The sequence below is a fragment of the Microvenator marinus genome, assembly GCF_007993755.1.
Lineage (GTDB): Bacteria > Myxococcota_A > Bradymonadia > Bradymonadales > Bradymonadaceae > Allomicrovenator > Allomicrovenator marinus.
In genome coordinates, this window is record NZ_CP042467.1 from 4,654,221 (window position 1) to 4,668,178 (window position 13,958).

Consider the following 13,958-nt stretch of genomic DNA (forward strand, 5'->3'; position numbering starts at 1 on the left):
TATAATTAGTACTAGGTGGGGTTATGGAAGAAGACATCTTGTATCTCCAACAAAGCAAGACTGTTCGTTTTGCTAGGCTGGTTCGGATTTGCACCAAGTGGTTTGGAGAACCGAGAGTCACGGGTAGCCATCATGTGTTCAAGACTCCATGGAAGGGCGATCCGAGAGTTAATCTTCAAAGGGCCGGCAAGGATGCAAAGCCTTATCAGGTTAAACAAGTTATCGCGGCGCTCGAAAGGCTGTCTGGAGGAAATGAAGATGAACTTTGAAGAATTGGCGAGCAGGTATAGCTACAACGTGTCGTGGTCGCCGGAAGACGAGGTTTATATCGGGCGAGTTGTGGAATGGCAGAGTCTGGCTGCGCACGCCGATTCCCCAGAACAGGCGCTAGCGGAAATCCTCAACGTTGTGGCAATTGCCATAGAGGATTGCGAAGAAGACGGAGACGAATACCCGATGCCGATAAACCAACGGGGATTTAGTGGCCGTTTCAATGTCAGGTTGCCCCAACACCTGCACAGGGACTTGGTCCTATTCGCAGAACGCAACAACGTTTCGTTGAATCAGGCAGTAACCGAACTACTCTCCGGTGCAGTAGCGAAGCACCTCTAACGAATGGCGGGGCACGTTCTAATGGGGTCGCATCCATACGGATGCGGAGGGCTGGCCTTTATGGGCGGTTGGAATCGGAGGTGTTCCTGCTTCAATGGGGCCGCATCCATGCGGATGCGGAGGGCGCGGTGGAGAGGAAGGGTCTCGCCGGTGCGGTCGGCGTTGCTTCAATGGGGCCGCATCCATGCGGATGCGGAGGGTTGTACGTCTTTGAACCGGTTTGGGGTGGCTTGCCTGGGCTTCAATGGGGCCGCATCCATGCGGATGCGGAGGGCTACGGCGAGCACATCGAGGAAGCGGCGCAACTCTTGCTTCAATGGGGCCGCATCCATGCGGATGCGGAGGGTTTGATGTTTCTGTCTGGCTCATTGATTCCTCTGTATTTGCTTCAATGGGGCCGCATCCATGCGGATGCGGAGGGTTCGATCAAGCAAGGGGCAAACACGCCCCGCCCGGGCTTCAATGGGGCCGCATCCATGCGGATGCGGAGGGGGCCCCGATAGCGCCCACGATGACGAGCGCGGCCGAGTGCTTCAATGGGGCCGCATCCATGCGGATGCGGAGGGTACCAGCAGGCTGCGGTTGATGCCGTGCTTCAATGGGTGCGCTTCAATGGGGCCGCATCCATGCGGATGCGGAGGGGGCAAGGGCGCGCTTGGTGTCAGCGTCCGAAATGACCTCGCTTCAATGGGGCCGCATCCATGCGGATGCGGAGGGGAGGTCTTGGTCAGAAGACCAAGCTCTGAGTCCGAGACGCTTCAATGGGGCCGCATCCATGCGGATGCGGAGGGGACGTGTGGTCGACCAAGGTCGGCGTGGACACACCACGGCTTCAATGGGGCCGCATCCATGCGGATGCGGAGGGGCGCTACACAGACTGGGGTGTGCCGTGTGAGTGCAAGCTTCAATGGGGCCGCATCCATGCGGATGCGGAGGGGTGGCGGTTTTCAAGGATGCGCTGCACCGGTCCACTGTGCTTCAATGGGGCCGCATCCATGCGGATGCGGAGGGCACTCGCCCCTACCAGAGCCAAATCGATATCGGTGCTCAGCTTCAATGGGGCCGCATCCATGCGGATGCGGAGGGGCCGAAATGGTGAAGCTACTGGACCCGAGCACCAGCATTGCTTCAATGGGGCCGCATCCATGCGGATGCGGAGGGGGTGAGTGCGGGATGAGCTTCATGCCGCGTGTGGTGAGGCTTCAATGGGGCCGCATCCATGCGGATGCGGAGGGAGTGGCCCAAGCCTCCGCTGACGATTGTGGAGGATGAGCTTCAATGGGGCCGCATCCATGCGGATGCGGAGGGGCGTGTGGCGAAGGCAATCAGCCGTAAGGAGGACAAGTGCTTCAATGGGGCCGCATCCATGCGGATGCGGAGGGTGATGGCGTTCATACCGGTGAACCCTAACGAGCGTCGCTTCAATGGGGCCGCATCCATGCGGATGCGGAGGGGCGTGTGGCGAAGGCAATCAGCCGTAAGGAGGACAAGTGCTTCAATGGGGCCGCATCCATGCGGATGCGGAGGGTGATGGCGTTCATACCGGTGAACCCTAACGAGCGTCGCTTCAATGGGGCCGCATCCATGCGGATGCGGAGGGCTCAGCGCTAGGCGCAGGCGCTGGGTTCGGATATCGGCTTCAATGGGGCCGCATCCATGCGGATGCGGAGGGGGGAGGCCCTTCATTGTTTCGGCGAAGCTTTGCGAGCGGCTTCAATGGGGCCGCATCCATGCGGATGCGGAGGGAACATATGAAGGGCGCACCGTTGCATGAAGTTGTGCAGCTTCAATGGGGCCGCATCCATGCGGATGCGGAGGGGCGCGGGACGGCCCTTTAGACCGCGAGCCTTGGTGGGCTGGCTTCAATGGGGCCGCATCCATGCGGATGCGGAGGGACTGCAATATGGAGCGATTCTCAGACGAGGAATACGAGCTTCAATGGGGCCGCATCCATGCGGATGCGGAGGGCGTAGATCCCTCAAGCCCGCATTGCGGAGTATGAGGCCGGCTTCAATGGGGCCGCATCCATGCGGATGCGGAGGGGGCGCTCTTCCCAGCGGTAGGAGTCTGGATTTCTGGAGCTTCAATGGGGCCGCATCCATGCGGATGCGGAGGGGTTCTTGAAAACACTTTCCATCCTGTAATTTTAGCGACGCTTCAATGGGGCCGCATCCATGCGGATGCGGAGGGATCTTTATCTCGACTCAGGAAAGTTTAGCTAGCTTAAGCTTCAATGGGGCCGCATCCATGCGGATGCGGAGGGCGGCCCGTTTGAAATCAAGGCAGGTGTGTGATGGGATGGCTTCAATGGGGCCGCATCCATGCGGATGCGGAGGGGGCGCTCTTCCCAGCGGTAGGAGTCTGGATTTCTGGAGCTTCAATGGGGCCGCATCCATGCGGATGCGGAGGGGTTCTTGAAAACACTTTCCATCCTGTAATTTTAGCGACGCTTCAATGGGGCCGCATCCATGCGGATGCGGAGGGATCTTTATCTCGACTCAGGAAAGTTTAGCTAGCTTAAGCTTCAATGGGGCCGCATCCATGCGGATGCGGAGGGCGGCCCGTTTGAAATCAAGGCAGGTGTGTGATGGGATGGCTTCAATGGGGCCGCATCCATGCGGATGCGGAGGGTATGTCTGGCCGGCCGCGAATCTGCGCAACAGGAACCTGCTTCAATGGGGCCGCATCCATGCGGATGCGGAGGGGTGCCAGACGCCGTGCTCAATAACTGGCTGCATAAGATGCTTCAATGGGGCCGCATCCATGCGGATGCGGAGGGAGGGCATGATTATGAGCGCACCGATGCCGAATAAGGTGCTTCAATGGGGCCGCATCCATGCGGATGCGGAGGGTGAGCTCGGTGACCTGGTAGGACACGATTTTGAGTCGCTTCAATGGGGCCGCATCCATGCGGATGCGGAGGGGTAGCCCGCGCCACCCTCAAGGTAGAGCAGGAACGCCCGCTTCAATGGGGCCGCATCCATGCGGATGCGGAGGGCGGCGTAATATGACCCAAGGTCTTTTTTGGAGAATGAGGCTTCAATGGGGCCGCATCCATGCGGATGCGGAGGGGATTGATGTTCCGCAGCGGGTGGCAGCGCCGTCGTGCTTCAATGGGGCCGCATCCATGCGGATGCGGAGGGAACCAGTACGCCATCAGATGACTGGAAGACGATATCTGCTTCAATGGGGCCGCATCCATGCGGATGCGGAGGGCCGCGTAAATGCGTCGCTGGTACTTCAGGTACACGGCCTGCTTCAATGGGGCCGCATCCATGCGGATGCGGAGGGCAGTGTAGTTGTTTGGAACTGCGCGCCGACGAGCTCAGCTTCAATGGGGCCGCATCCATGCGGATGCGGAGGGCATGGGATCTGACTCTGGGGTCTGATTGCGAGCTCGTGCTTCAATGGGGCCGCATCCATGCGGATGCGGAGGGCCAGGCTCTTTGCAGAACTTGACGAAGGCTTTGCAGAACTCGCTTCAATGGGGCCGCATCCATGCGGATGCGGAGGGTCCGACAGCAACGGCAAGGACGAGCCTACGGAGGCCTGCTTCAATGGGGCCGCATCCATGCGGATGCGGAGGGGGAAAAGAACACGAAGCCAAATGGTCTGAGCTTTCCTCAGCTTCAATGGGGCCGCATCCATGCGGATGCGGAGGGTTCCCACGTGCTCGATTGGTCCCTGATATAGCCCTCGTTGCTTCAATGGGGCCGCATCCATGCGGATGCGGAGGGGGTACAGCCGTTTCCTTTGCGTTCGCTTCTGCCTTCGCTCGCTTCAATGGGGCCGCATCCATGCGGATGCGGAGGGGTCTGGGTATATTCAACGCAAGGGGGCGCGTGGGTTAGCTTCAATGGGGCCGCATCCATGCGGATGCGGAGGGCCTTGGACATCTCCATCGATACCTGGCCAGCAGCAAAGAGCTTCAATGGGGCCGCATCCATGCGGATGCGGAGGGTTTCGACGGCTGAGGATCGCTCCGCCGCCTGGCTCGCTTCAATGGGGCCGCATCCATGCGGATGCGGAGGGAAAAGACGCGGTTTCGTCACCAATGCGCCGCATACAGCTTCAATGGGGCCGCATCCATGCGGATGCGGAGGGCATTGTCACTAATACGGTGTCAATTGTCACTTACACAAGCTTCAATGGGGCCGCATCCATGCGGATGCGGAGGGCGCAACCGTCTGGCCCGATCAGTGGACAAAGTGGGTGGCTTCAATGGGGCCGCATCCATGCGGATGCGGAGGGGGGGGCGGTCTTCGTCAAAAACTTGGCCCTCTTTCATCTGGCTTCAATGGGGCCGCATCCATGCGGATGCGGAGGGACGCGAGGGTAGCCTTCGACGGTTGCCGGCGTCTTGCTTCAATGGGGCCGCATCCATGCGGATGCGGAGGGTGCCGAGGCGGTCGCTCTTTCGAGCGGCGTGGAAAAGGCTTCAATGGGGCCGCATCCATGCGGATGCGGAGGGACGCTCTGATGCGTCACAAGTGGATTGAGGCGCTCGTAGCTTCAATGGGGCCGCATCCATGCGGATGCGGAGGGACCCCGGTAAACAGGGGTAACCTGCGGTAGATTGCGAGCTTCAATGGGGCCGCATCCATGCGGATGCGGAGGGGGCCTTAATTCAAAAACCCAGACTGATATCGAAGATGAGCTTCAATGGGGCCGCATCCATGCGGATGCGGAGGGGTCTTTGTCATAGTCCTCAAGCCACTTTGAGCCCTTGGGCTTCAATGGGGCCGCATCCATGCGGATGCGGAGGGGACTTCCAGTTTGCCGTCTCAGCGCAAGCTCCGATGCTTCAATGGGGCCGCATCCATGCGGATGCGGAGGGGCGCCCACTCAATATCCACCGGCACTAAAGTCGCACCGCTTCAATGGGGCCGCATCCATGCGGATGCGGAGGGGGGCCATCGTAAAATTCGGGTGGCCCGCCTCGATCTGGCTTCAATGGGGCCGCATCCATGCGGATGCGGAGGGGTGAGGGCGTGATCCGGCGTGTCCGCAACGTTAAAGACATGCTTCAATGGGGCCGCATCCATGCGGATGCGGAGGGACGATAGGAACTCGACGCCGTGGTGTGCGCATGCCCGCTTCAATGGGGCCGCATCCATGCGGATGCGGAGGGCCTAGTTGAGTGCTACCAGCAGCGCGCCATAGGTACGGTTGGCTTCAATGGGGCCGCATCCATGCGGATGCGGAGGGTAGGGCCCCGATTTATGACGGGCGACAATACACACGCGCTTCAATGGGGCCGCATCCATGCGGATGCGGAGGGAAGCTAAACGATGTCCTGAAGAAACAGGACGAAGCTAAGCTTCAATGGGGCCGCATCCATGCGGATGCGGAGGGGCTTGGCGCGTACCTTCGCAAGCTTGGTGAAGACGTTGCTTCAATGGGGCCGCATCCATGCGGATGCGGAGGGCTATTGAGAAAGGTAGAAGAAAAGAAAAAACAAATTGCTTCAATGGGGCCGCATCCATGCGGATGCGGAGGGGCTAGAAATCCGTCAGATGAACGAGGGGTTTGAGGCTGCTTCAATGGGGCCGCATCCATGCGGATGCGGAGGGGCTGTTCACCTGCGTGAACGTGGTCGACGTCGTGGTGCTTCAATGGGGCCGCATCCATGCGGATGCGGAGGGACTGGGATATCGGGGCGGAGTGCTGGGATCTCCCGGTCGCTTCAATGGGGCCGCATCCATGCGGATGCGGAGGGCAAAGTGACGCAATACGCGCCAGAATCGAAGAGCTTTTGCTTCAATGGGGCCGCATCCATGCGGATGCGGAGGGTACACCACCCAACATCATCGAATCGGATTGTTCTGTCAGCTTCAATGGGGCCGCATCCATGCGGATGCGGAGGGGTTGTAGACCGGGCCCTTAAAGCGTTCCTCCTGCGTGATGCTTCAATGGGGCCGCATCCATGCGGATGCGGAGGGCTGCGGCCAGGTCGGTAATCGGCCGGCCGACGTTGTGCTTCAATGGGGCCGCATCCATGCGGATGCGGAGGGGGGGGCCTGTCGGGACTCATCACAGGTAAAAACATGAAGCTTCAATGGGGCCGCATCCATGCGGATGCGGAGGGGTGCTCACGGAGTCCCCCATTTTGATTGGCTGTACGACTGCTTCAATGGGGCCGCATCCATGCGGATGCGGAGGGCACTGTGGACGGCGTTAAGTGCGCAACCTTCGTCCGGCTTCAATGGGGCCGCATCCATGCGGATGCGGAGGGATTTCTGGAGAAGCTGCCCTTGATCGGTACCGACTCGAGCTTCAATGGGGCCGCATCCATGCGGATGCGGAGGGCATCATGATGTCAGGGGTACGCCCTGCCTAAAAACGGCTTCAATGGGGCCGCATCCATGCGGATGCGGAGGGTCCGCGAATCTCAGCTTCCAGCTCGGCAGGAGTTGCCCGCTTCAATGGGGCCGCATCCATGCGGATGCGGAGGGGTGTTGAACCATTCCAATCATCGGGAACTGTAACAAAGAGCTTCAATGGGGCCGCATCCATGCGGATGCGGAGGGTTGCAACAAAGAAACCCCATATGAGGACGTAACAACAGCTTCAATGGGGCCGCATCCATGCGGATGCGGAGGGTGCGAATCGAGGGCTCATCGAATCAAGGAGCTTGAGGGCGCTTCAATGGGGCCGCATCCATGCGGATGCGGAGGGTTCGGCGGCTGTACAAGCTAATCAGGGCGAATCTTGCTTCAATGGGGCCGCATCCATGCGGATGCGGAGGGGCTCGCTACCTTGGCTACTACGGCAACGGGGTCGTGCATGCTTCAATGGGGCCGCATCCATGCGGATGCGGAGGGCGAACGCCATACTTGCCGCAACGCCGCGTGATTGTGATGCTTCAATGGGGCCGCATCCATGCGGATGCGGAGGGGATTTCATTGAGTGGCATGAGTGCTGTGGCAGACCAAAAGCTTCAATGGGGCCGCATCCATGCGGATGCGGAGGGCTTAATGAACCCGTCAGTGTGTCCTTTCATCAAGCCATTGCTTCAATGGGGCCGCATCCATGCGGATGCGGAGGGGGGTCTTATTTCTTCTGCGGGTACTTCAACTGTAACTGCTTCAATGGGGCCGCATCCATGCGGATGCGGAGGGGCTGCCGCATCGGGCGACCTCGTGTGTGGTTACGCGCTTGCTTCAATGGGGCCGCATCCATGCGGATGCGGAGGGATCACGTCACCACCTAAAGAGATCTCAGTGTTCTATAATGCTTCAATGGGGCCGCATCCATGCGGATGCGGAGGGACTGGGACATCGGCGCGGAGTGCTGGGGCCTGCCAGTCGCTTCAATGGGGCCGCATCCATGCGGATGCGGAGGGAAAAGGAGACACCATGCAAGACCTCATCAAGAAAATTGCTTCAATGGGGCCGCATCCATGCGGATGCGGAGGGGCGGATAATTCGTACGCCTGTTGGTTCAGCGGTCTGCTTCAATGGGGCCGCATCCATGCGGATGCGGAGGGACTATAAATGTAAGTGAAGAAGGTCGAATAAAAACAGCTTCAATGGGGCCGCATCCATGCGGATGCGGAGGGTTGTAACTCCACTCGGGAGAAACCCGAAACAACGGAGACGCTTCAATGGGGCCGCATCCATGCGGATGCGGAGGGTCGGGGAGGGGTATGCTGCAACCGCCGAAGAGATTGCTTCAATGGGGCCGCATCCATGCGGATGCGGAGGGACAGAATCAGCCAGATTGAGAACGGTCGAAAGTATTTGCTTCAATGGGGCCGCATCCATGCGGATGCGGAGGGTATCCAAAAATGTCGGGCGCGATGGTGGACGAAACCACGAGCTTCAATGGGGCCGCATCCATGCGGATGCGGAGGGCAACCAGCGGCCAATCAGGCGCCCCCGGCGTTGAATGCTTCAATGGGGCCGCATCCATGCGGATGCGGAGGGCGCGCGCACGCGAAACAACCCAGCAATCTAGTAATAGGCTTCAATGGGGCCGCATCCATGCGGATGCGGAGGGGTCGACAACCGACCTGTGTTCCGAGTTGATTCACAGCTTCAATGGGGCCGCATCCATGCGGATGCGGAGGGGGCGGGTCGACCTTCATCAGTCGGTAGGCGATCTTTTGGCTTCAATGGGGCCGCATCCATGCGGATGCGGAGGGGGCGATGCTCGCAACACCGCACTCTAACAATGGATGCGGGGTGTGTCCACGAGGACCTAGGGAATTCTGAGCAGAGTTTGGAATTCGAAACGACAAAATGGCTCCATGTTTGGAAGGAAAACGAGCAATAACCTAAAAATCACGAATTGCGAGTGCGACCGGGTGTTTGAGCGCCACTTCGACGCTCGCATCATAGCACAAAAGCACGTCGTGTTCCTGCTTTGAAAGGCTTACCAATAGCCGTAACAGCGTTTGAGCCGCGCCCCTGAACTGGGCCCAAGTCAAAGAAGAGGACCTGGTCTTCGTCATGTTGAATCAACTCGGCCAGCTTGGCTTGGAGTCTAGTCATGGAGATTTCATTCAACTCCACGCAAAACACGGAATACTGAATGTGCTCGCCGAAGCCTTTAAGGCACTCAAAGATATCCGTTCGCCTAGAGTCGTCGCAGATATCATACGTGATGATGATTCGGTTGATTCCAATTCTCATCATCTGGTCCTGAATGCAGGGAGTGTCGGAATCTCCCCCGTTAGGAATCGTGAGAGAAGTCTGGCCTGAACTGCCAAGACCCGCCGGTAGTCGATTCGATATTCGAAAACCGGATGCGTTATGGCGTCTGCCATTCTTCGCTCGTAGGCACCGATGAATGTCTTCCGCGCCCGGTCTTTGAGCATCACCCCTTGTCCAGTGCGAACCACATCGTCCGCCTGAATCTCCCGTCTCTTGATGACCTGCAGCACCGTAGAATCCACAATCAGTGGTCGGAATGGCTCCATCAGGTCTAGTGAGAGGCTGGGCCTTCCGTGATGCGTCGTGTGGTACATTCCCAAGTAGGGGTCTAGACCCACGTTGAGGAGTGCCCGTGTACAGTCCTTTGTCAGCAACGCATAACCAAGCGAAAGCAACGCATTGGTCGCGTCTTTAGGTGGACGGCGGTTCCGGCCTTTCATCTCAAACGCGTCATCAACCTCGGCAACCATGTCCGAGAAGTCACTCCAATATCGCCGCGCGGCATCACCTTCGTACCCCAAAAGACTCCCCTTAGAATCTGCCTTTTCGGCCTCCCGTCTCAGCATCTTCAAACGTTTCAGAGTGTCAGACTCGTTGGTCGCGTTTCGGCGCAGCAGCACTCGACAATTATGAACTTTGTCGGAAATCAGCTGTTGCGCAACTCTTAGGGAAAGCTCTTTGTCGTGATGCTCGTATTGAGAAATTCTAACCCCAACGTTTCTGCTCATGGTTGAGAACGTAGACCCGTAGTACCAACCACCAGTGGTGAAGAATGAGACCGGAATGTCTCTGCCGAGGCAGTACTGGAGTGTCTGTGTTGTAAACTGTACTCCGCCAAGCAGGTTCAACTCGCTGACCATATCCAGGCCAACCTTTCGAATGTCCTCTTCAGCGTCGCGTGGTGTGATGATCAACGTATTCTTCGAGACTCCCACTCGCGTCCCGCCGCCTACAACGTAGAGAGGAAGAGAGTCCGTCTGGGGCGCCAAAACGCGCTTGATTTTCGTGTCCTCCCCCAAAGTTAGGGCGTTGACCTCGTCCGGCAAACAAATCTGATTTAGTGAGCAACCACGGCATTGCGGCGAGTCTTCGAGAGGAGGTGGAGGCTCCATCTCGAAGACTTTTCGTGCGTCCGCCAATGCGTCCAAGGCTTCCGAAATCATCTCAGTGGTAAGTTCCACAACGACTCGCCTACGGACTGCATTGTAGTAGGCCGCGACCTTTTCAACACGCATCCCTTGGGCGCGCATGAGCAGTGCTTGAAGTACGAGCTGGACTCGATCGGCAGGCCAAAGTTCAGACTTGTCCTTCGGGCTTCCCTTCTTGGTGTCCACTGGAAAACACGACCCGTCTTCCTCTGCGTCCACCAGATCAATCTTGCCCGTGATTCCGAGGTCGTCGTCGGAGAGCCAGAGTGAGCGCGTGTGCCACGGCTCGTCCTCTTCATTGGGTGCATTGAGCTTACCACCTGGTTTATCCACCCTCCGGTGCACAAAATGGCCCTCCAGCGTATGTTCATTGTCCACGAAGTCCCCACCAACGTGCTCCAACCAAAGAAGTCTTGGGCAGAAAACGAAGGTGTTCACATTGCGCACCGGAATGAGCTCCATTGAAGCCTCCTTATCCTATTCACTTGTCAAAGAAATGCGCCGTTGCCGACGCTTGAGAGTGTACAAGACCATTGGCGTGATGACTATGTCATCAAGTACTTCGACGTGGGTTTTATGCACACGAATTCTGAATTCACGAGCTGTTAGCCCAGGAATGTGTTGGACTACCAACACCTCGGAGGTCCTCTTGACCTGCAAGAGCTTTGGTTCCCGAAACTTTAATCTTAAGACGGCATGCGCCCTTATCGTAATGACCGTAGGACTGCTAGGGCGCCAGGCCGGCAGGCAATGTCGCAAGGGTATGTAAAGGGAGTACCACACGTCCTTCATTGAAACAGAAGGATTGGCATCTAGCGTGCCGCACGTGCATTTTCTTGTAAATCAGGTGCGATTCTTGACGTCTACTGCAGCGGTAAACACTGGCCCGGCTCAGTCTGGGAGTCCGTAGAACACGCCGTGACCTCGCCGTTCGGGTCGATCGAGACGCGCACGTCGTAAGATGAAGCTATGAGTGAGGCTGGGGTGGACCACGTGACGGTGAAGGACTCGGTGCCGCCTGGTTGTAGGGCCGCGCTTGTGCGTACCGTCTCGATGGGGATGACCGTGGCGCCACGCAGCGCCTCCACCACGATAGGCAGGTCTTGAGGGACCGGCATCGCGCCGTCGTTCTGGATGGCGAAAGTGATGGTCACTGTGCCAATTGAGCAGGTGACGTCGTCCACGTCGAGGTTCGTGATTTTGAGGTCGTCGAAGGTCAGGCCGCCTGCGCTGGTGGCGCCTGAGCCGCTGTTATTCGCGTCGTCGCACTCGTTGATGGTGCCGTCGGGGTCTACTACGCCGTCGATGGTGAAGTCGGCGGCATCCCAGCCTGCGGGTACGGTCCACGTGATGAGGATGGTCTCGGATTGCGACGGAAGTAGGGCCGCTGAGGTGGTCACGTCGGCTACGTCTACGGACTCGCCCTGGCCGTTAGTGGCCGTGACGGAGACGGGGGTTCCGGCGCCCACGCCCAACGAGCCTGCGTTTGTCACTGTCACCGCAATCTCCACCGTGACCGACTCGCCGCACGTCGGGTTTCGGATTTCTACGCCCGAGATGGTCAGGTCTGGTGCGTTGAACACGCCGTCAGGTTGGACGTTCAGGCGGAAGGAGTTCGTGACAGGGTTTTGGTAGTGGAGGATGGGTGCGGCAGGCACCGTGCCGTTGTCCTGGATATTTGTGATGTGGAATGGGTGCTGGTTCCAGACGCGGCGAGTGGAGACCCAGTTGTCATTGGCGTCACCGAAGACGAAGACGCCGGCGGTTCCGCCCACGGGATAGTTCGGGAAGTTGGTCTCGCAGTTATCGCGCGCGATCTGGTCATTATTGCCCACCACCACGATCTCGGCATTGAAGTCCGCGTCTACGTCCACCACGATGGGCATCTCGGCGCCTGTGCGCGTGCTGTTCGCCGTCTCAAAGAGGACGGCGCCTGTGATGCCGTCAAACACGCGCAGGAAGCATTCGTCGTTGTAGACCACCTCGGCCCTGCCATCGCCGTCAAAGTCGAACACAGACGAGCCTGTGCGGGAGCTCGAGATGTCCTGAACCGTCACTGTCCACAGGATGCCTTCGCCTTGCCCACCGCCTGGGCACAAGGTTGGGTCCGGGGTGTCGCCCGTACACGCGGGGTCAAACACGGTATACTGGCCGCGGCCGGCCGCTGAGATCTCGCGCTGCCCGTCGCCATCAAAATCCGCGATGGTCGGTGGTCCGCCTTGTCCTCCGCCCGGCAGGTCGATCGGACCGAACACTAGCGTGCCGTCATGGCTGAACACGCGCAACGAGCCCTGGCCCACCGCCGCAATCTCCGGGAGGCCGTCGCCATCAAGGTCTGCCACGGCTGGGTAGCCGTCTCCAAAATTCGCGGATTGGTCCCAGAGCATGGTGCCGTCGAGCTTCATCACTCGGTTTCCGGCCACGATCTCAGGGTGGAAATTACCCTGGTCGTCGGCCACGCGGTCAATGTCTACGGCCACAGTCATGCCGCTTCCAGAGTTCTGCGCGCCGGCTGGGCCACCGTTCAACCCGTTCCAAATCGCGCCGTTTGCGTCTAGCACGGAGAAGCCCGCGATGATTTCAGGCACGCCGTCGCCGTCCAGGTCCGCAAGGGTAGGGGCGCCCTCGTAGTCGAAGTTTCCGAGCGCACCTTCGTTATTATGCCAGATTCGCGTGATGGTCTGATCGGCAGGATTGACGCGGTAGAGCGCGATTCCGCCTTCCACGGCCGTCCCCACAATCTCAAGCTCGGGTGTGCTCGTGTCTACGTTACCCACGGCGAGCCCTGAGGTATTGGGGATGAGCTCCTCCACGGCTCCCGCGGCCACTAGCGAGAAGTCCTCACCGTTCAAGACCACCAACATAGCGCCCGAGAGACTTCCGCGATACAGTTGAACCACAACCTCCGGCATGCCGTCGCCATCCACATCGGCCACAGTCGGAGCGGTCAATGAGCCGCTATAGAAGTTGCCATTTCGCTCGATGCCGGGGAAATGTTGCTCGGGCGAAGGTGTGAACACGCCGACCGGTGGCCGGTATTCGCAGACCACATTGATGGCGTCTTTTGGGATGCAGGCCGCCAGAGTCGGCTCGCAATACTCGCCATCTGGGCACTCGAATGAGGACTGGCACTCTTGTCCGGGCGCAAGGCACGCGTCAAAAATACAGACGTCGGCACCCTCGCAGCAGAGCTCGTCGGAGGCGCCGCAACGGGTGCCTTCGCAGATGGGCAAACAGGCGTCTTGCACGCACTCTTCGGTGGCTTCACAGCAATCACTGCCGCACGCGGATTCACAGGTCTCGGCGTCTGGTTCTGCGTCCGCTCCCATATCTGTCTGGTCTGAGTCAGGTTGGTCTTGGTCCGTACCAGAGTCGGGAACCGGAAGGTCCGTGGGCATATCTTGCCCAGCATCCATTCCGAAGTCCGAACCATCCGGCGTGGTGCCGGTCTGGTCTTCACAACCGCTGCAGGCCTGAGAAAAAATGGCGAGACAGAGAAGAAATCTGAAGCCGTGACGAGTCATCTGGTTTTCCACGTAAA

General features: G+C 59.0%; 5 protein-coding genes and 1 CRISPR repeat array. Of the genes, 2 read left to right on the forward strand and 3 right to left on the reverse strand.

The features are described 5' to 3' along the window. The first annotated feature begins 23 nt into the window (after positions 1 to 23). Positions 24 to 269, forward strand: coding sequence for a type II toxin-antitoxin system HicA family toxin (locus FRD01_RS19165; RefSeq protein ID WP_146962547.1), 246 nt, complete (start codon positions 24 to 26; stop codon positions 267 to 269). After that, complete coding sequence (locus FRD01_RS19170) at positions 259 to 612, forward strand: type II toxin-antitoxin system HicB family antitoxin (RefSeq protein ID WP_249755755.1); 354 nt, start codon at positions 259 to 261, stop codon at positions 610 to 612. The genes FRD01_RS19165 and FRD01_RS19170 overlap by 11 nt, the downstream gene beginning before the upstream one ends. A 15-nt stretch (positions 613 to 627) precedes the next feature. After that, a CRISPR array of direct repeats spans positions 628 to 8,758; the repeat unit is 36 nt; unit sequence GCTTCAATGGGGCCGCATCCATGCGGATGCGGAGGG. A 190-nt stretch (positions 8,759 to 8,948) separates the two neighbouring features. Here FRD01_RS19170 and cas2 read toward each other — a convergent pair. The 3 genes from cas2 to FRD01_RS19185 form a co-directional block, all read right to left on the reverse strand. Next, entirely contained in the window at positions 8,949 to 9,248 is a 300-nt protein-coding gene (gene cas2 / locus FRD01_RS19175) for a CRISPR-associated endonuclease Cas2 (RefSeq protein ID WP_249755756.1), read from the reverse strand. Beyond that, the gene (gene cas4g/cas1g, locus FRD01_RS19180; RefSeq protein ID WP_146962550.1) at positions 9,248 to 10,879 is read right to left on the reverse strand and encodes a CRISPR-associated endonuclease Cas4g/Cas1g; all 1,632 of its coding nucleotides are present in this window, start codon (positions 10,877 to 10,879) and stop codon (positions 9,248 to 9,250) included. Before cas4g/cas1g ends, cas2 begins: the two co-directional genes overlap by 1 nt. Positions 10,880 to 11,280: 401 nt before the next feature. After that, positions 11,281 to 13,941, reverse strand: coding sequence for an FG-GAP-like repeat-containing protein (locus FRD01_RS19185; RefSeq protein ID WP_146962551.1), 2,661 nt, complete (start codon positions 13,939 to 13,941; stop codon positions 11,281 to 11,283). Positions 13,942 to 13,958: the final 17 nt, after the last annotated feature.